The sequence below is a fragment of the Streptomyces sp. sk2.1 genome, from assembly GCF_008120935.1.
Taxonomy (GTDB): domain Bacteria; phylum Actinomycetota; class Actinomycetes; order Streptomycetales; family Streptomycetaceae; genus Streptomyces.
On the sequence record NZ_RDBO01000055.1, the window covers coordinates 450359 to 468687 of the forward strand.

The window sequence follows — 18329 nt, forward strand, 5'->3', positions numbered from 1 at the left end:
GTCCACCGGTCCGCTGACCCACCGACCGGATCCACTGCGCCGGCGCACCCCGAGAAGAGGCGGTCGCGTCCGGTCCGTTCAGCGCGTGCCGGGCCGAAGGGCGTCCCACCGCACCGTGACCTCGCCCTGGCGCCACCGCCGTACCCCGTCGGCCAGCGGCCAGTCGCCCGACAGCGCCCGCACCGCCGTGATCCAGCGCTGCCGGGCGCCCAGCGACGCGTACGGGGCCGCCGCCGCCCACGCCCGGTCGAAGTCCCGCAGGAAGGCGTGCACCGGTTCGCCCGGCACGTTGCGGTGGATCAGCGCCTTCGGCAGGCGTTCCGCCAGGTCGGAGGGGCGGTCCAGGGAGCCGAGCCGAGTCGCGAACGTGACCGTGCGCGGACCCTCCGGGCCGAGCGCCACCCAGACGTGCCGGCGCCCGATCTCGTCGCAGGTCCCCTCCACCAGGAGCCCGCCCGGCGCGAGGCGCGCGCACAGCCGCTCCCAGACCTCGGCGACCTCGCCCTCGTCGTACTGGCGCAGCACGTTCGCCGCCCGGACGAGGTCGGGGCGCTCGGGGAGCGGGATCTCGAACCCGCCGTGCAGGAAGGTCAGGCCCTCGCGCTCGTACGGCTTCGCCGCCGCGACCCGTTCCGGATCGATCTCGATGCCGACCACGGCGGTGCGCGGCTCGGCGGTGCGCAGCCGGTGCAGCAGCTCGACGGCGGTCCAGGGGGCGGCCCCGTACCCGAGGTCCACGGCGACCGGGCGGTCGGCGCGGCGCAGGGCCGGGCCGTGGGTGGCGGCGATCCAGCGGTCCATGCGGCGGAGCCGGTTCGGATTGGTGGTCCCGCGGGTCGCGGTGCCGATGGGGCGCATGACAGCGAGCGTAACGATTCCGCGGACCCGGCCCGGACGGGCGCGGACCGGCGGACGGCCGCGGACCGGGTGCGAACGGGTCCGGCGGGCGACCGCGCACCGGCCCGGACCGGATGGACGGGCGGCCCGGCGGCACCGCGATCGGTCACTCGCCGTGACGGCGCGCGAGTCGCCCGTCGCGCCGACTCGTCGTAATGATTTGGCAAAGCGGAAATGAAAGGAGAGATTCCGCTGTTGCAGCCCCCGGAGGGGCCCAGGTCCCTCCGGTGTCGTGCCCCGAACGAGCCAGAATCCTGAATGAGGAGGACCGGACGACGTGACCCAGTACGTCTCCCGGCTCGGCAGCAGCCGGGTCGCGCCGCGCCTCAGGTTTCCCACGGCCTTCCCCGGCGGCCACCGAAGGCCCCGCCGGATCGCGATGCTCTCCGTGCACACCTCGCCGCTGCACCAGCCGGGCACGGGCGACGCGGGCGGCATGAACGTCTACATCGTGGAGCTGGCCAGACGCCTCGCCGCGATCAACATCGAGGTCGAGATCTTCACCCGGTCCACCACCGGCGGGCTGCCCCCGGCGGTGGAGTTGGCACCCGGCGTCCTGGTCCGGCACATCGACGCGGGCCCGTACGAGGGCCTGGCCAAGGAGGAGCTGCCCGCCCAGCTCTGCGCCTTCACGCACGGCGTGATGCAGGCGTGGGCCGGCCAGCGCCCCGGCTACTACGACCTGGTCCACTCCCACTACTGGCTCTCCGGCCACGTCGGCTGGCTCGCCGCCCAGCGCTGGGGCGTCCCGCTCGTCCACGCCATGCACACCATGGCGAAGGTGAAGAACGCGGCGCTCGCGGAGGGCGACACCCCCGAGCCGGCCGCCCGCGTCATCGGCGAGACCCAGATCGTCGACGCGGCCGACCGGCTGATCGCGAACACCGCCGAGGAGGCGGCCGAACTCGTCCGCTTCTACGAGGCCGCCCCGGAATCCGTCGCCGTCGTCCACCCCGGGGTCAACCTGGACCGCTTCAGCCCCGCCGACGGGCGCGCCGCGGCGCGGGCCCGCCTCGGGCTGCCGCAGGACGCGCTGATCCCGCTCTTCGCGGGCCGCATCCAGCCGCTGAAGGCCCCCGACGTGCTGCTGCGGGCGGTCGCCGTCCTGCTGGACCGCGATCCCGCGCTGCGCTCCCGGATGGTCGTACCGGTCGTCGGCGGCCCGAGCGGCAGCGGGCTCGCCAAGCCGGAGGGGCTGCAGAAGCTGGCGGCCCGGCTCGGCATCGCCGACGTCGTGCGGTTCCAGCCGCCGGTCGGGCAGGACCAGCTCGCGGACTGGTTCCGGGCCGCGTCCGTGCTGGTCATGCCCTCGTACAGCGAGTCCTTCGGGCTGGTCGCCATAGAGGCCCAGGCGGCGGGCACCCCGGTCGTCGCGGCGGCCGTGGGCGGTCTGCCGGTGGCGGTGCGGGACGGGGTCAGCGGCTTCCTGATACCGGGCCACGACCCCGCCGCGTACGCGCGGGCCCTGGCCCGGTTCGCCGAGGCGCCGGAACTGGTCACCCGAATGGGTGCCGCCGCCGCAGCGCACGCCCAGGGCTTCGGCTGGGGCACCGCGGCGTCCGCGACCGCCGAGGTGTACACGGCCGCGATGCACGAACACCGCCGTCGCCGCGTACGCTCGCACCATGGCTGACGCACCCGACGACGTACCCCGCGGCGCCGCGCCGACCGAAGCGGCGGCGACTCCGGCCGACGCGGTGACGGCTCCGGCCGACGCGGTGACGGCTCCGGCCGACGAGGCGGCGGTACGGGCCGCGCGGGTCATCGAGGCGACCCTGGAGGACGCCGGGCTCGCCTGGGAGAGCCCCGAACCGGGCGGTTACGTGGTCACGCTGCCCGGCACGCGCAAGCTGTCCACCACCTGCTCCCTGCGCGTCGGCAAGCACTCGCTCTCCCTCAACGCCTTCGTCGTGCGCCACCCCGACGAGAACGACGCGGCGGTCCACCGCTGGCTGCTGGAGCGCAACCTCCGCCTCTTCGGCGTGAGCTACGCCATCGACCGGCTCGGCGACATCTATCTGACCGGCAGGCTGCCGCTGTCCGTGGTCACCCCGGAGGAACTGGACCGGCTGCTCGGCACGGTGCTCGAAGCGGCCGACGGTTCGTTCAACACCCTGCTGGAGCTGGGCTTCGCGAGCTCCATCCGCAAGGAGTACGAGTGGCGGGTGTCGCGCGGCGAGTCCACGCGGAACCTGGACGCGTTCGCCCACCTGACCCGCCGCCCGGCCGACTGACGGGCGGGCCCGCGGGCGTCCGCATCGACCCGACGCATCGCGGCATGCCCCGCCGCGGCTCGACCCGACACACCGTCACCCGGGACGAGCCATGCCCCGGTACGGGGTGGCAAGTGATGGCATGCAATGCCATGTTGCGGTATCCGGTGGAAAAGAGCGGTTCGCCCGTCGGTGTCGGTACTCGACGCGCCTTGCGACGACGAATGGCGCTTTCACAGAATGATCACGACGTCGTCACGATCGCATCCCATGCCCAAATTGATTGATCGTCAAACCAAGTTTCGCTCATAAGGTGAGCGCACCCGAAATCCCCGCTCAGAGAGACGGACCGGATCCATGCGCTCCTCCGCCATACGCCGTACCGCTGTTGCCGCCGCCGCGGTGTCCCTGGCCCTGCTCGCCGCCGGTTGTGGCGGCGGCTCGGATTCCGGTTCCGACGCCAAGGGCAAGGACACCAAGGGCAAGGAATCCGCCGCGGCGGAGCCGGCCGCCAAGGCACTGACCGCCGCCGAGCTGGAGAAGGCCGCGCTGGCCCAGGGCGACGTCGAGGGGCACAAGATCTCCGAGGCCGCGGCCAAGGACGTGGTGGCGGCCGACGACATCAAGGTCGAGAAGGAGGTGTGCACCCCGCTCGCGAACGCGCTGATGGGTGCACAGGTCGGCGAGCCCGGCGCGTTCACGAAGCGCACCGTCGTCAGCGAGCCCAAGAAGGGCTCCATGGACAAGGCCACCGACAACCCCGAGGACGCCTTCAAGGCGGCCTTCGACATCACGACGACGCAGCTGGCCCTCGGCTCGTACGAGGGCAAGGGCGCGCAGGACTCGGTCGCCGCGCTCCGCACCGCGGCCACCGAGTGCGCCGGTGGCTTCGAGTTCACGGCGGCCGGTGAGAAGCAGAAGGTCAGCAAGATCACCGAGGCCCAGGTCAAGGCCGGCGAGGAGTCGGTGGCCTGGACGGTGGAGCTGGAACAGGGCGGCGAGAAGGGCGAGATGAAGCTGGCGGCGCTGCGCCAGGGCGCCTCGTTCGCCTCGTTCTCCTCGATCAACCTGGCCGCGATGGGTGAGGGCGGCAGCTTCGACCTGCCGACCGCGGTGATAGAGGCCCAGGCCGCGAAGCTGGCCTGAGGACGGCCGGGACCGCCGCACCCCCTCGCGGCGGCGGTCCCGTGCCGGACGGTCCGCGTCGTACAGCTCGTGCCGGACGGTCCGTGCCGGGTCAGGGCAGCGGGACGAGTCTCACCACGGTGACGATCAGGACGGACCGGGAGACGTAATAGAGCACGATCGCGCCGGCGACCGTCGCCTCGCGGCGATCGCGCTCGCTCTTGACGGCGGTCGAGCCGTTTCCGTACGGGTCGAGACCCAGGGTGCGCGCCATCTCGGTGCGGAAGGTCTCGCCGTCGCGCATCTTGGCCAGGGTGTCGTCGGCGGGCGGGGCGTAGGAGATGCGGAAGCTCAAGCTACGCTCCGCCTCTCGGCCTCGTCCTGAGCCAGCCGGTCCAGGATCTTCTCGGCCTCCGGGTCGGGCACGGCCTCCAGCATCCAGTGCCGCATGACCGCCTGGATCTCGCCCACACCGGCGTCGTTGATGGCGCGGTCGAACTCCTCGCGTCTCTCCTCCGGCAGCGCGGCGCGGATGGCCGGGATGCTGTTGGGCACGTCGACTTCGGCACCGCCGACGAAGGTCTTCAGGGTTTCGCCCATGATTGCTCTCCCCGTTCTCCTTGCTCTCGCCGCACGGCCCGCCCGGTCGGCCCCCGCCCGCGCGCGGGCCGGCGTTCGTGAACCGGTGCGTGGGCCGGTGTCCGACTCACGGTAGCGCCAGGCGGCACGGCGGACGCGGAACGCGCACGATACGTTCGCCGCATGGCAGGAACATCATGGGACATAGTGCTGATCGGCGGGGCTTCGGGTATCGGCAAGAGCCGGCTCGCCGCGCAACTGGCCGATGAGAACGGTGCGTTCGTGGTCGAGTTCGACGACGTGGTCGGCGCGGTCGAGGCGATGACGACGGCCGAGCACCACCCCGCCCTCCACCACTTCGACGACGTCCCGGACATCGACCGGCTCCCCACCGGCCGGGTGCTGGACCTCCAGATCGCCACGGCCCGCGCCCTGGAGCCCGCGGTGCTGGGCGTGGTCCGCAACCGACTGACCGTCGACGTGCCCGCCGTGGTCGAGGGCGACTACCTCACCCCGGCCGCCGCTGCGGCGGCCGTCCACGAGGGCGCGGGTTCCGGCCGCCGGGTGCGGGCGGTGTTCCTGCACGAGGCCGACCCGGACCGGATCACCGCCAACTACGCCGCCCGGGAGCCCGACAGCGGCGAACAGCGCAGCCGGGCGCGGGTCGGCGCCGCGTACTCGCACTGGCTCGCCGACCAGGCGGCCCGGCACGGACTGCCGGTGGTCGACTGCCGCCCCTGGGACGACCTCCCGGGGCGCGTGGCACGGGCGTTGGACCGGTGACCGCCCGGACCGGCTCACGCCCGTCGCCCGACCGGCGGTTGTCACACCCCCGCCGTACGCTCGGCCCATGAGCGTCTCCATCTACTACAGCGCCCGCCGGGCGACCCCGCTGACCGAGGCCGAGTCGGCCGCCGTCGAACGCGTCGTCACCACGCGCGCGAAGTCGTTCCCGTACGACGACGAGGAGAGCCTGTACCTGTACGACCTGGATGACGATGGCCGGGGCGACGAACTTCTCACCGGGTCCACGAAGCTGCCGACCGACCCCGACCGCTGGCTGCCGGTGACGGCCCATGTCCTCGACTCCGTCACCGAGTTGCGCCGCGCCGTCGGGGACGCGGAGTGGCACGTCCACCTGGACGACACCGACATCCCCTGGGACGAGGCCGCGGGCTACGACCTGCCGGGCCTGCGGGACCCGGACCTCGCCGCCGAACTCGGCGGCCTCTACGACCCGGAGTGACCGCAGCCACCGTTCCGTTCGCCTAATCCATGACGACCACGACGTACGCCATGGCGGCCACGACGGCCAGGAAGACGGCGACGGCGGCCACCACGACCACGCCCAACAGCCCCGTCACACCCGCGATCGCGGCCCAGCCGACCCGCGTCGCCTGCTCGGCCCGCTCGACCGCCCTCTCGTAGTCGCCGTCGTCGTCCCAGTCCCCGCTCCGGTCCCGGCCGCCCATGGCATCCCCTCCGGTGGAAGTCTAGGAGGCGCCCCGGGACGCGAAAGAGCCCCCCACCTGCGAAGGAACCGCAGGCGGAGGGCCCGATCGATACGGCCAGTACGGCCTACTTCTTCTTGCCCTGGGTCTTGCCGAGAATCTTGGTGAGCTGGGTTTTTGCTGCTCAGGAGCGGTGGGCTCGTGCGCCTGGTGGTCGTCGGTGGTCGTCATTGGCCACTGGCGAGCGGCCTCGGACGGCCCCCAGACGGCCCGGGATCGATCACGCATCGGCTCCTTGCCGCTCGCCGAGCCAGACCCTGACTTGGTGGTTACGGTCGTTGTGCCAGTAGACCTCACCACTGACGAAGGCCCCGAGGGCCGGGAGCTCCATCCCCAGCGGCATGCACGTGATCTCCGCCAGCGCCATGCCGTCCGGCACACCATCCCCGCCTTCCCATGAGGGGCGGTCAGCCAACAGCGTGCAAAGCCAGGAAGCTTCTGCATCCTTCATTCGCGGGTGGGGATGGCTGCGATGAGGTTGGGGACGCCGCAGGCGGTGGCAAGGAGGTCTGCGTATGCGGTGAGGAGCTGGCGGGTGTCGCGCAGGGCGGTGCGGAGCTGGTCAGATTGAGGCCAAGCCAGCTCGTGGTCGCGTCGGGAGCGGTCGACGGGCCGACGGTGCTCCCAGTCCTCCAGAGCGGGGTGCCAGTGGGCCAGCAGTGGGCGCACTCCGTAGTTGAGCATCGCCACCGCCAAGTATCCGAAGTTGTACTGCCCGTCCCGCTTCGGTTCAGCAATGTCAGGCCCATGCTGGCGCAGGATCTCTCGTGTGGTTTCGAACAGTGAATACAGGCTGCTCAGTGCCTCCCGGAGTAGCCCTTCGTCCTCCCTGAGCGGTACGACCGACACTCGGGTGACCAGCTCCACGTACAGCTCCCATGCCGCACGCCGTTCCTCGTTGTTCGGCTCCCAGCAACCGGAGACTTCTACTCCGGGCAGCTTCAGTTTTACGTCCACACTCTTCGGACCTCGCACCGAGCCCGCCCTTCCGATTTCGCCTATTCCCTACCCGCCTCAGGCTATACGCGGGATCATGGCCCATCCAAGACATCTAGGGACGGGAGCAAGAGTGACCGATCACGCCCAGCAGTTCTTCATCAGCTACGCGGGCACCGACCGGGCCTGGGCCGAATGGGTAGGCTGGCACCTGGAGCAGGCTGGCCACCAGGTCATCCTGGACGTCTGGGATTGGCGCACCGGGGACAACTTGGTCCAGCGCATGGATGAGGCACTCAAGCGCGCCGACGCGGTGATCGCCCTGTTCTCCACCTCTTACTTCGAGGACGAACGCTGGACCACCGAGGAGTGGACTGCCGCCGTTGCTCACCGCGACCGCCTCATCCCTCTTGCCTTAGAACCCCTTACCACCAATGACCTTCCTCGCGTTCTGGCCGCCAAGCTCCGCAAGAACCTCCACGGCCTGGATGAGACCGCCGCCCTGACCGCACTGCGCGAGGCCGTCAACAGCGGCAGCCGCCCCACCGCCGCCCCGCCTTTCCCCGGCACCATCCCGATCCCGGTCACAGCCCCCGTCTCAACGGCGAGCCATAGCAAACCACGCCTGCCCGGAAGTACCGGCCAGCCTCAGGTGTGGAGCGCGCGACGACGCAACCCCGACTTCGCCGGCCGCGAAACCGAGATCGCCCGCCTGCGTCAGAGCCTCGTGAAGGGGAGCAAGTCCGTTCCCCAGGTCTTGCACGGTATGGGCGGGGTCGGCAAATCCCAGCTCGCCCTGGAATATGCCCACCGGTTCGCCAATCAGTACGACCTGGTGTGGTGGATCGACGCCGAACAGCCCGACGAGATCCCCGTCCGCTACACCGAACTCGCCAACCGCCTGGGCATCGCCAAGCCCGACGCCGGCGCCGAAGCCAACGCCCGCGCCCTGCTCTCCCACCTCGACAGCCGCGAGCGCTGGCTACTCATCCTGGACAACGCCGAAGACCCCGCCCAGATCGAGCCCTGGCTCGCCCAAGGCGCCGGCCACACCCTGATCACCTCACGCAACCCAAACTGGGCCGGCACCGCCCGCACCACCCCCCTGAACGTCTTCACCCGCACCGACTCCCTCACCTATCTGCAGGGTCGAGTCGACGGCATGAACGACGAGCAGGCCGACAGCCTCGCGGCGGACCTCGGCGACCTCCCGCTCGCCCTCGCCCAGGCCGCCGGCGTCATCGCCAACGGCGGCATGAGCTTGGACCTCTATCACCAGCTTCTTGCCACCAACACGACCCAGATCCTGGAAAAGGGCGACGCTCCCGGCTACCCCGCACCGGTGGCAGCCACCGTCACCATCGCCGTCAGCCGCCTCACCGACCACCACCCCGACGCGGTCGCGCTCCTTGACCTGGTTGCCCCCCTCGGCCCCGAACCCATTCGAAATAGCTGGTTTGAGACCGTTCGTCCCCGACTGGCTACGATCCCCGGCAACCCCGATGACCCGATGTGGCTCCATGAAGCGCTAAGCCCCCTCAGCCGTTACGGCCTAGCCCGCACCGAGTCCGGAAGCTTCCAGATCCACCGCCTCACCCAAGCCGTCGTCCGTGACCAAACGCCCCCAGACCAAGCCGTGGCCATCCGCAACGACGCCATCACCCTCCTTGCCGCCGTCAACCCCGGCGACCCCCAAAGCCCGGACTTCTGGCCTGGCTGGGCAGCTCTCACCCCCCACCTCACAGCGCACCACCTCGCCACCACCAAGCAACCTAAACTGCGGCCAACACTCCTCAACGCTGCCCATTACCTGATCAGAAGGGGTCAGACCCGCACCGCCCGCGACCTCACCGCCGCGGCTCACACCGCGTGGGCCACCGATCTGGGACAGGACCACCCCGATACCCTCACCGCCGCGCAGTTCCTCGGCCACGCCACCGCCGACCTCGGCGAGCACGCCGAATCCCGCCGCATCATCGAGGACACCCTCGCTCGCCGGCGCCGCACCCTCGGCGACGATCACCCCGACACCCTCCGATCTGCGAACGACCTCGCCAGCGCCCTGCACAGTCTCGGCGAGCACGCCGAATCCCGCCGCATCATCGAGGACACCCTCGCCCGCCGGCGCCGCACCCTCGGCGACGATCACCCCGACACCCTCCGATCCGCCCACAACCTCGCCGTCACCCTGCACAGCCTCGGCGAGTACGCCGAATCCCGCCGCATGGACGAGGACACCCTCGCCCGCCGGCGCCGCACCCTCGGCGACGATCACCCCGACACCCTCCAATCCGCCCACAGCCTCGCCAGCGCCCTGCACAGCCTGCGCCAATACGAGGCCGCGGCTCAGCTCCTTGAAGACGTGCGCAATCGCCGGTGCCGCATCCTCGGCGACGATCACCCCGACACCCTCCGATCCGCCCACAGCCTCGCCAGCGCCCTGCATAATCTCGGTGAGCACGCCGAATCCCGCCGCATGGACGAGGACACCCTCGCCCGCCTGCGCCGCATCCTCGGCGACGATCACCCCGACACCCTCCGATCCGCCCACAGCCTCGCCATCACCCTGCATAATCTCGGTGAGTACGCCGAATCCCGCCGCATGGACGAGGACACCCTCGCTCGCCGGTGCCGCATCCTCGGCGACGATCACCCCGACACCCTCCGATCCGCCCACAGCCTCGCCGTCACCCTGCATAATCTCGGTGAGCACGCCGAATCCCGCCGCATGGACGAGGACACCCTCGCCCGCCGTCGGCGCATCCTCGGCGACGATCACCCCGACACCCTCCGATCCGCCCACAGCCTCGCCATCACCCTGTGCAGCCTGCGTCAATACGAGGCCGCGGCTCAGCTCCTTGAAGACGTGCGCAATCGTCGGCGCCGCACCCTCGGCGACGACCACCCCGACACTGCAGACGCCACCCGCGACCTCGCTAAGGCACTAATCTCGCTGGGGAGGCGATTCGAAGCCCAGCGACTGCTGGCCCCCCAGAGAAAGAAAAAGTTGCGCTTTCGCCGCAAGCGCAAGTAACCCCACTGTGCTGGCTGCACTTGGCCCCTGACGATCTATGGTGCCCCCGGTGACGCAAACCAATACCAATTGCAGATCGGAGACCGAGCACGGCTCACGAAGACCCGCGAGGAGCTGCGCAACGGCGTGGACCTGTCTTTCGGAGCGCAGTAGCAGCGGGTGCCTACCCCCTAGCCTGGCGACACCATCCCTACCCACCACTCACCCCAGCTCCCATCCCGTCCGCCGTCGACCCACACACCGTGGAGCGGGCGTGGTTCCTGGCGTCCAGGTGGAGCGCGCCACTGTACGAACGACCTGGACGCCAGGAACCGCGTCTGCTCGGCTCTGCCTGGGTCGATGGCGGATGGGATGGGAGCTCCCCACGCACACCACAACGGACCCGTGGGCGAGTACGACGCCCCCGCCATCCCGGTGCCGGCCGATCCCCCGCCGGAGGCACTGTTCTGACTTCGGCTGTGCCGCCTCAGTCCATCCCCGGCCTGGTCTTCGCCCCCTTGCGGGCGCGGGCGGGCGACGGCGGGCGGCCCCGGTGACGAAGGCAAGGAGGGGCGGCGCGGGGGCGACCGACCGGCGCCGCCGCGCTGTGCGCGGCACCTCCGATCTCCGATCGGACTGTTTGCAGCTCCAGGAGGCCGGGCGCGAGAGCGAGCGGAGCGAGCCTTGATGAGGTAGAGAAACCCGTAACAGCTCAGGCGAGCAGCGGTTCAGGGCTGGGTGCCTCGTCGGTGAAGCCGTGCTCGGCTAGCCGGGTGGGACGCTGAGCAAGCCAACCGGAGACTCGCGGGCCGCCGTTGATGGCGCCGCCTTCGAGGACGGTCCTGACATGTTCGAAGCCTTGATCCAGGTAATACCGCTGAAGGCTCGCGTTGGTCGTCCAAGCATCAAGGCGGAGCCACTTGGCAGAGGCCCGGTAAGCACGATCGCCCGCCCAGTCCAAGAGCCTGCCACCAAGGTTCTGCCCCGCGTACTCCCGCGCAACAGTCAGTTTGTTGATGAACATCGAGGGCTCGCTTAGCTCGGCCTCCGACCACAACCCCTCTTCTGCCTCTGCGGTAAGAGTGATCGTTCCGGCAGTCCTCCCCCCATCCCTCAGCATGAAGACCGTCCCCGCTTCGATTGTCGCCAGCAGGCGGGCCGCCGGGTATGGGCGGCTCCACTGATCACTGCCGAGCTTGCCGATCCAAGATGCTGCCTCCACGCGAAAAGACAGCAGTTGTTCAAGGTCGGCCGGGGTAGCGCTCACGATCTTCACTGGGCCTCGTTCTCATCCCGGGCGGAAAGGTCGCCAATCTCGTAGTTCATGCGGTTCAGGTCGCCCCGGAAGGTCGTGACCGTGCATCTGATAGGCCGCTCCGTCGAGTAACCCGTGCGGGTCCAGAGAAGAACAGGAACCCCGGCGCCAACGTCTAGAAGGCGGGCCTCCTCCGGTGTGGGCATCCGCGTTGCGATCTCGTCTGCGTAGCCCACCTGCTCAATTCCGAGATCCGCGAGGTACCGCGTGGTGCCCTCCGCGATATCGCCCGGCTCGGTCAGCCGCGGGGCCAGCTGGAGCAGCCAGTCCGGGTAGTGGGTCGCCTGGGTTGACCAAGGCACATCGTCCACAAACCGATGGCAGAACCGCAGAACGGAACGGGCTCCCACCTCTACCTTCAACCGCTGGGCGATGTACTCCGGGGCGGTTGTTACTTCCACACGGAAGGTCTGGTGAGGGTGGCGGCCGGCGCCTGTCACGTCCGTCGAGTATGCGTCGCCGTTCTGGGGAAAGTTCAGGTTCTCGAAACGGGAAGCGTTCAGCTGGAAGACCTCGTGCTTCCGCACCTCATACCCAAGTCCCTGGCTGGACGAGATAAGCCCCTGGCTGACGAGCAGGTTGAGGCCTGAGCGGACCGTGTTGCGCGAGGCGTCGAAACGGGTCGCCAACTCGGCTTCCGAGGGCAGCCGCGCGCCGGGTCCGTACGTGCCCCTGTCGATCTCTCGGCGCAGGGTGTCGGCCACCTGTCGATACTTCGGCTGCTTGCTCATGCCTCCATCATGACGCACTCGCTCAACTTGTTGGTACATGTAGCGCCGAATCGCTTGACGTCGATCGAGTCACACACCAAGCTTGTACCTACAAGTTGAGCAAGAGGGTTAACCCCCTCTTCCGTAGCAGAGAGCGGCGCCCAACCGCCAAGTCAGATCGCCGCTCTCGCCCCATGAAGGGACTCCCCATCATGCCTGCTTCTGCTGTGGTTCTGCGTCGTTCGGTGTCGGGTCGGGCCTGTCCGGCATGCGCGGAGTCGCGTTGTGCCGATCCGGCCGAGTGCCTGTACTTCCTGACTTCTCGTCCATGGGCGGACTGCTCGGAGTGCGCCGGGTCCGGCTGGGCCGGTGACGACGACTGCCTGTCGGTGTTCTGCTGGGTCTGTAACGGTGCCGGGCTGGAGGAGCACACCGCCCGCTCCGTCGTACACGCCACTGTCAGCACCCGGACCCGCGCCCGTCTCCACGCCTACACCGAGCGCCTGACCGCGCAGGTCTCCGACGCCGTGGCGGTGGCCGCATGAGCCTCTTCGACGATGCCCTGTTCGACGAATGCCCCGACGCGGCCGTGGTGGCCGACGAGATGCGGGCCGAGCAGATCGGCATGTACCTCGACGCCCACGACGTACGGCCCCACACCCGGTTCTTCACCGTGGTCGACGACGCGCACTACGCCGAGGAGGACGCGAAGCTGCGCGGCTTCTACCCGCCCCTCGGACACGGCTACCCGAACGAGGACCACCAGTGACGGCCTTCCCGGTCGAGCCCGCGGCCGTGGCGGGTGCTGCTGCGGCCGTGGGCACCGACCCGCTGACCCTGGCCGATCTCTTACGGGTGGCCAACAGCCCCGGGTTCGACCGGTGGCAGGAACAGGTCCGCCGGACCGGCGGCTGCTCCGACCCCATCCACCTGGAGGGCATGACCACCATCCGCGACGTGAAGTCCGGGCAGGTCCTGTACTCCTACAGCACCCAGGGCGAGCCCGGCGGACGGCTGCGGGTGGCCTGCGGGAACCGGCGCGCCTCCCGCTGCCCCTCCTGCGCCTGGACCTACGCGGGCGACACCTTCCACCTGATCCGCGCCGGATTGACCGGCGACGAGTCCAAGGGCACCCCCCTCACGGTGCGCACGCACCCCAAGGTGTTCGCGACCCTGACCGCCCCCTCGTTCGGCCCGGTCCACAACCGGCCCACCCGCGGTGTGTGCCGGTGCGGCACCGACCACCCCGAGACCTCCCCGCTCCTGGGCACGGCCCTGAACCCGGCCACCTACGACTACGCGGGGGCGGTGCTGTGGAACAACCACGCCGGGGACCTGTGGCGCCGCTTCACGATCTACCTGCGCCGTGAGATCGCCGCCCGCGCCGGACTCTCCCAGAAGGCCGCGGCGGAGGTGTGCCGGGTCTCGTTCGGGAAGGTCGCGGAGTTCCAGAAAAGGGGCGCGGTCCACTTCCACGCCATCGTCCGCCTCGACGGCCCCGACGGGCCGGACACCACCCCACCGGCCTGGGCCAGCACCGCCCTGCTGACCGATGCCATCCAGGCGGCTGCCGCCCGCGCCCGCGTGCCCGTCCCCGCCTCCGGGGACCACCCGGCACGGGAACTGCGCTGGGGCGCCCAGGTGGACGTCCGCCCGATCGGCGCCGACAGCGCGAACGACGACCTGACCGAACAGGCCGTCGCCTCCTACGTCGCCAAGTACGCCACCAAGGCCGCCGAGACCACCGGCACCGTCGACCGCCGCATCGGCGAACTCGCCGAACTCGACAAACTCACCGACCTGCCCGCACAGGCCCGGCGCCTGATCGAAGCGTGCTTCGACCTGGACGACGCCTACCCGGACCGCAAGCTCTGGCAGTGGGCCCACATGCTCGGCTTCCGCGGCCACTTCTCCACCAAATCCCGCGCCTACTCCACCACCCTCGGCGCCCTGCGCCAGACCCGCGCCGACTACCGCGCCCGCCAGGAACGCCACGAACGGGGCCTTCCCGACCCCGACGACGCCCCGGAGGGCTCCACCCTGACCCTCGCCCACTGGACCTACGCCGGACACGGCCACACCCCCGGCGAATCCTGGCTCGCAGCCACCATCGCCCGCGACCTCCATACCAACCGCGAAACCGCACGCGACGCACTTGTTGACCTGCCCGACGCTGACGAAATGGAGGTGTGGGCATGACGCATCCGCTGCCTGACCGCTACCTGACCCCGGTTGATCTGGCTGACCTTCTCGGCGTCCCGGTCGAGACCGTCTACCAGTGGCGCCGCAAGCGCACCGGACCGCGCGGATTCCGCGTTGGACGGCATGTTCGCTTCGACCCCGAAGATGTGCGGGCCTGGGTTCAGTGCCAGATCGAAGAGGCCGCCTGATGGCCGGACACGTCCAAGACCGCTGGTACAAGACCGAGCCGGGACCGAACGGCAAGCCGGTCAAGGTCAAGACGGACCGCTTTGGCCTGGGGCTGCGTTACCGCGCTCGCTACGTCGGCCCAGACGGCACGGAGAAGTCCAAGAGCTTCCCCGACCGACAGAAACGGCTTGCTGATCAGTGGTTGGCACACACTGAGGCTGACATGGCACGCGGCCAGTACATCGACCCTCGGGCGGCTCGAATCACCTTCCAGCAGTACGCAGAGCGCTGGGTGGCGACTCAGGGCGCGGACCCGAACACTCAAGCGTCGATGGAGTCACAGCTCCGGTTGCACGCCTTTCCTTACCTAGGGGTGCGCCCGCTAGGCTCCTTTCAACCGGCCCATATCCGGGACTGGGTAAGGCAGTTGCAAGAGAGCGGTATCCGTGGCTCGTATGCGCGGACGATCTATTCCAACGTGCGTGCTGCGCTTTCCGCTGCTGTCGACGATGGGCACCTTCCTCGGAATCCTTGTGCCGCTCGCTCGGTTCGGCCGCCGGCCGTCGACGCGAAGCGCATCGTCCCGTGGACGCCGGAACGAGTCTTCGCCGTCCAGGCCGCCATGCCGGACCGATATCAGACCATGGTCGACCTCGGCGGCGGCTGTGGCCTTCGACAGGGCGAGATCCTCGGCGTCGCCGTTGACGCGATCGACTTCGCGTCAGACACCCTCCACGTCGTCCAACAGCTCAAACTGAGCCGGAGCAAGCCTGTGTTCGCACCGCCCAAAGGCGGCAAGCTCCGGGACGTCCCGCTCCCGGGCCCAGTCGCCGATGCCCTGCGAGCTCATATGAAGGAGTTTCCTCCGGTCGAAATCACCTTGCCCTGGAAGGTCGCCGACGGACCACCGGTGACCAAGCGGCTGATCTTCACCGGACCGCGTGGCGGGCACGTCTGGCGTACCTCGCTCAACGAGGAGGCGTGGAAACCGGCGCTGGCCGGGGCTGGAGTGATCCCGACTCCCAAGCGGGGCGAGTCCTACGCAGAGTCACGCGAGAACGGCATGCACGCTCTGAGGCACTTCTATGCCTCCGTCCTCCTCGACGTCGGCGAGAGCATCAAGGCTGTTGCTGAGTACCTGGGGCACTCGGACCCGGGGCTCACGCTTCGTGTGTACGCACATCTCATGCCGTCCAGTCAGGAACGAACCAGGAAAGCCATCGCCACGGTCTTCGGCCCGGCCCGATCAAGCACCTGACGGCCCAGCAACGGCCCCAGGGCAACGACAAGCCCCCTACTAGCGGGAAAGTCGCAGGTAGGGGGCTTATTCGTGGGCTCTTACTTCTTCTTGCCCTGGTTCTTCACGGCCTCGATGGCGGCCTTCGCCGCGTCCGGGTCGAGGTACGTGCCGCCCGGCTTCACGGGGCGGAAGTCGGCGTCCAGTTCGTAGGCGAGCGGGATGCCGGTCGGGATGTTCAGGCCCGCGATGTCGGCGTCGGAGATGCCGTCGAGGTGCTTGACCAGGGCCCGGAGGCTGTTGCCGTGGGCGGCGACCAGGACCGTGCGGCCGGCGAGCAGGTCCGGGACGATGCCGTCGTACCAGTACGGCAGCATGCGGACGACGACGTCCTTGAGGCACTCGGTGCGCGGGCGCAGCTCCGGCGGGATCGTCGCGTAGCGCGGGTCGCCGCTCTGCGAGAACTCGGTGCCGTCCTCCAGGGCGGGCGGCGGGGTGTCGTAGGAACGGCGCCAGAGCATGAACTGCTCCTCGCCGAACTCGGCCAGCGTCTGCGCCTTGTCCTTGCCCTGGAGGGCGCCGTAGTGGCGCTCGTTCAGCCGCCAGGAACGGTGGACCGGGATCCAGTGGCGGTCGGCGGCCTCCAGCGCGAGCTGGGCGGTGCGGATGGCGCGCTTCTGGAGGGAGGTGTGCAGGACGTCGGGGAGCAGACCGGCGTCCTTCAGCAGCTCACCGCCGCGGACCGCCTCCTTCTCGCCCTTCTCGGTGAGGTTGACGTCCACCCAACCGGTGAACAGGTTCTTCGCGTTCCATTCGCTCTCGCCGTGGCGGAGGAGGATCAGCTTGTACGGTGCGTCGGCCATGGTCCGAGCGTAATCGAACCCGTACGAACTCCGCGCAACCGGTCACAGGGCGGACGCGGCGGGCGGAGGAAGGGCGATCGTCCCTGGTGGCGGCGGGGACGATTGACGGGCGGCGTCAATTCGCTGGCGCACCGGAAACCGGAATTCGTAACGTTCGGACTGCTGCCGGGCCTCTTACCGGCGGTGTTCGTTCCGCACTTCCCGGGGGGATCTCCTCATGTCTGTCGCCGGCCTCGGACGGTCCGTGCGCGAATCCGTGTCCGGGCTCCCCAGGGAGTTCTGGTGGCTGTGGACCAGCACGCTGGTCAACCGGCTCGGTGGGTTCGTCGCCACGTTCATGGCGCTCTATCTGACCCTGGACCGGGGCTACTCGGCCTCGTACGCCGGACTGGTCGTCGCGCTGCACGGGCTCGGCGGGGTGGTCTCCTCGCTCGGGGCCGGGGTGATGACCGACCGGCTCGGCCGCCGGCCCACGATGCTCATCGCGCAGACCTCGACCGCGGTGTCCGTGGCCGTGCTCGGGTTCATGGTCCACCCGGTGGCGATCGCGGCGGTCGCCTTCTGCGTCGGCATGGCGAGCAATGCCTCGCGGCCCGCCGTGCAGGCCATGATGGCCGACATCGTCCGGCCCGAGGACCGGGTGCGGGCCTTCTCGCTCAACTACTGGGCCATCAACCTCGGCTTCGCCGTCTCGTCCGCCGGGGCCGGGTTCGTCGCCGAGTACAGCTATCTCGCCGGATTCCTCGGCGAGGCCGCGATGACGCTGGCCTGCGCCGTCGTCGTCTTCATGAAGGTGCCCGAGTCGCGGCCCGGGAAGTCCGCGGCGCCCGGGGCCGCGGGCACGGACGCCGGGGAGGGGGGCCGGCTCTCCACCGTGCTGCGCGACGGCCGGTTCATGAGCGTCGTCGGACTGTCCTTCGTCATCGCCCTGATCTTCCAGCAGGGGTATGTGGGGCTGCCGGTGGCCATGGGGGCCGACGGGTTCTCCAGCTCCGACTTCGGTGCGGCCGTCGCCGTCAACGGCGTGCTGATCGTGGTGCTCCAGATCCCCGTCACCCGCTTCATCCAGCACCGCGACCCGCGACAGCTGCTCATCGTGTCGTCGCTGCTGGCGGGGTACGGGTTCGGCCTGACCGCGTTCGCCGGGTCGGTCGCCGGCTACGCGCTGACCATCTGCGTCTGGACGGTCGCCGAGATCGTCAACGCGCCGATCCAGAGCAGCCTGGTGGTCCGGCTCTCGCCCGCCGGGGGCCGGGGCCGCTACCAGGGCATGTACACGATGTCGTGGTCGGCGGCCGCGCTGATCGCACCGCTGATGTCGGGCCTGGTGATCGACCGCCTCGGGGCACAGTGGCTGTGGGGGGCCTGCGCCGTCCTGGGGACCGCGGCCGCGCTCGGGTACTGGCTGCTGGTCCGGGGCCCCGTGCCAGTGCGGTGGCTGCTGCGGCTGACCCGCCGCCCCGCCGTCGCGGAGCGGCAAGGGCGCCCCGCGCGGAACGGATCGTTTCCGCGCGGGGCGCCGTCGTGCGTGCGCGGGTGCATGCGGACGAGTGCTCAGGC

General features: G+C 69.9%; 21 protein-coding genes. 12 read left to right on the plus strand and 9 right to left on the minus strand.

Going from position 1 to position 18329, the window contains the following annotated elements:
• Positions 1–78: 78 nt before the first annotated feature.
• Positions 79–858 carry a trans-aconitate 2-methyltransferase gene (locus tag EAO76_RS19355; protein WP_148837161.1) on the minus strand — a complete coding sequence of 260 codons (780 nt, stop codon included), beginning with the start codon at positions 856–858 and terminating at the stop codon, positions 79–81.
• Positions 859–1174: 316 nt separating this feature from the next.
• Between EAO76_RS19355 and mshA the strand changes: the two genes are divergently transcribed.
• The 3 genes from mshA (at position 1175) to EAO76_RS19370 (ending at position 4256) form a co-directional block, all read left to right on the plus strand.
• Positions 1175–2530, plus strand: a complete 1356-nt coding sequence (gene mshA / locus EAO76_RS19360) for a D-inositol-3-phosphate glycosyltransferase (protein WP_148837162.1) — start codon at positions 1175–1177, stop codon at positions 2528–2530.
• Positions 2523–3131 (plus strand): YbjN domain-containing protein, encoded by a 609-nt coding sequence (locus tag EAO76_RS19365; protein ID WP_316248355.1) that lies wholly within the window; start codon positions 2523–2525, stop codon positions 3129–3131. The genes mshA and EAO76_RS19365 overlap by 8 nt, the downstream gene beginning before the upstream one ends.
• Positions 3132–3467: 336 nt before the next feature.
• The gene (locus EAO76_RS19370) at positions 3468–4256 is read left to right on the plus strand and encodes a hypothetical protein (protein WP_148837163.1); all 789 of its coding nucleotides are present in this window, start codon (positions 3468–3470) and stop codon (positions 4254–4256) included.
• A 91-nt stretch (positions 4257–4347) separates the two neighbouring features.
• Here the strand turns inward: EAO76_RS19370 and EAO76_RS19375 are convergent, their stop codons facing one another.
• Both EAO76_RS19375 and EAO76_RS19380 read right to left on the minus strand, forming a co-directional pair.
• Positions 4348–4590: a hypothetical protein gene (locus EAO76_RS19375; RefSeq protein ID WP_148837164.1), complete on the minus strand. Its 243-nt coding sequence runs from the start codon at positions 4588–4590 to the stop codon at positions 4348–4350.
• Positions 4587–4835, minus strand: a complete 249-nt coding sequence (locus EAO76_RS19380) for a hypothetical protein (protein WP_148837165.1) — start codon at positions 4833–4835, stop codon at positions 4587–4589. Before EAO76_RS19380 ends, EAO76_RS19375 begins: the two co-directional genes overlap by 4 nt.
• 162 nt (positions 4836–4997) lie before the next feature.
• Here EAO76_RS19380 and EAO76_RS19385 point away from each other — a divergent pair, with 162 nt between their 5' ends.
• Positions 4998–5597, plus strand: coding sequence for an AAA family ATPase (locus tag EAO76_RS19385; RefSeq protein ID WP_148837166.1), 600 nt, complete (start codon positions 4998–5000; stop codon positions 5595–5597).
• 67 nt (positions 5598–5664) lie between these two features.
• Positions 5665–6060, plus strand: a complete 396-nt coding sequence (locus tag EAO76_RS19390) for a hypothetical protein (RefSeq protein WP_148837167.1) — start codon at positions 5665–5667, stop codon at positions 6058–6060.
• A gap of 22 nt (positions 6061–6082) precedes the next feature.
• Here the strand turns inward: EAO76_RS19390 and EAO76_RS19395 are convergent, their stop codons facing one another.
• The 3 genes from EAO76_RS19395 to EAO76_RS19405 form a co-directional block, all read right to left on the minus strand.
• Complete coding sequence (locus EAO76_RS19395; protein WP_148837168.1) at positions 6083–6286, minus strand: hypothetical protein; 204 nt, start codon at positions 6284–6286, stop codon at positions 6083–6085.
• Positions 6287–6545: 259 nt separating this feature from the next.
• Positions 6546–6776, minus strand: coding sequence for a hypothetical protein (locus EAO76_RS19400; RefSeq protein WP_148837169.1), 231 nt, complete (start codon positions 6774–6776; stop codon positions 6546–6548).
• Complete coding sequence (locus EAO76_RS19405) at positions 6773–7282, minus strand: hypothetical protein (RefSeq protein ID WP_262375589.1); 510 nt, start codon at positions 7280–7282, stop codon at positions 6773–6775. The genes EAO76_RS19400 and EAO76_RS19405 overlap by 4 nt, the downstream gene beginning before the upstream one ends.
• 112 nt (positions 7283–7394) lie before the next feature.
• Here EAO76_RS19405 and fxsT point away from each other — a divergent pair, with 112 nt between their 5' ends.
• Positions 7395–10295: an FxSxx-COOH system tetratricopeptide repeat protein gene (gene fxsT, locus EAO76_RS19410; protein ID WP_148837171.1), complete on the plus strand. Its 2901-nt coding sequence runs from the start codon at positions 7395–7397 to the stop codon at positions 10293–10295.
• Positions 10296–10986: 691 nt separating this feature from the next.
• Here the strand turns inward: fxsT and EAO76_RS19415 are convergent.
• On the minus strand, positions 10987–11550 hold the full coding sequence (locus EAO76_RS19415; protein WP_148837172.1) for a GNAT family N-acetyltransferase: 564 nt from the start codon (positions 11548–11550) through the stop codon (positions 10987–10989).
• Positions 11547–12320, minus strand: a complete 774-nt coding sequence (locus EAO76_RS19420) for a GntR family transcriptional regulator (protein WP_148837173.1) — start codon at positions 12318–12320, stop codon at positions 11547–11549. Before EAO76_RS19420 ends, EAO76_RS19415 begins: the two co-directional genes overlap by 4 nt.
• A 191-nt stretch (positions 12321–12511) precedes the next feature.
• Between EAO76_RS19420 and EAO76_RS19425 the strand changes: the two genes are divergently transcribed.
• From EAO76_RS19425 to EAO76_RS19445, 5 genes are read left to right on the plus strand one after another with little or no spacing between them, the layout of a single operon-like run.
• Entirely contained in the window at positions 12512–12844 is a 333-nt protein-coding gene (locus EAO76_RS19425) for a hypothetical protein (RefSeq protein WP_262375590.1), read from the plus strand.
• Entirely contained in the window at positions 12841–13068 is a 228-nt protein-coding gene (locus EAO76_RS19430; protein WP_148837174.1) for a hypothetical protein, read from the plus strand. The genes EAO76_RS19425 and EAO76_RS19430 overlap by 4 nt, the downstream gene beginning before the upstream one ends.
• A complete protein-coding gene (gene repSA / locus EAO76_RS19435; protein ID WP_316248356.1) occupies positions 13065–14498 on the plus strand; it encodes a replication initiator protein RepSA in 1434 nt (477 codons plus the stop codon). Before EAO76_RS19430 ends, repSA begins: the two co-directional genes overlap by 4 nt.
• Complete coding sequence (locus tag EAO76_RS19440) at positions 14495–14689, plus strand: AlpA family transcriptional regulator (protein ID WP_148837175.1); 195 nt, start codon at positions 14495–14497, stop codon at positions 14687–14689. Before repSA ends, EAO76_RS19440 begins: the two co-directional genes overlap by 4 nt.
• Positions 14689–15927 carry a tyrosine-type recombinase/integrase gene (locus EAO76_RS19445; protein WP_148837176.1) on the plus strand — a complete coding sequence of 413 codons (1239 nt, stop codon included), beginning with the start codon at positions 14689–14691 and terminating at the stop codon, positions 15925–15927. The genes EAO76_RS19440 and EAO76_RS19445 overlap by 1 nt, the downstream gene beginning before the upstream one ends.
• Before the next feature lie 80 nt (positions 15928–16007).
• Here the strand turns inward: EAO76_RS19445 and EAO76_RS19450 are convergent, their stop codons facing one another.
• Positions 16008–16769, minus strand: coding sequence for a phosphoglyceromutase (locus tag EAO76_RS19450; RefSeq protein WP_148837177.1), 762 nt, complete (start codon positions 16767–16769; stop codon positions 16008–16010).
• Positions 16770–16986: 217 nt separating this feature from the next.
• Between EAO76_RS19450 and EAO76_RS19455 the strand changes: the two genes are divergently transcribed.
• On the plus strand, positions 16987–18329 hold a 1343-nt coding region (locus EAO76_RS19455; protein ID WP_148837422.1), incomplete at its 3' end, for an MFS transporter.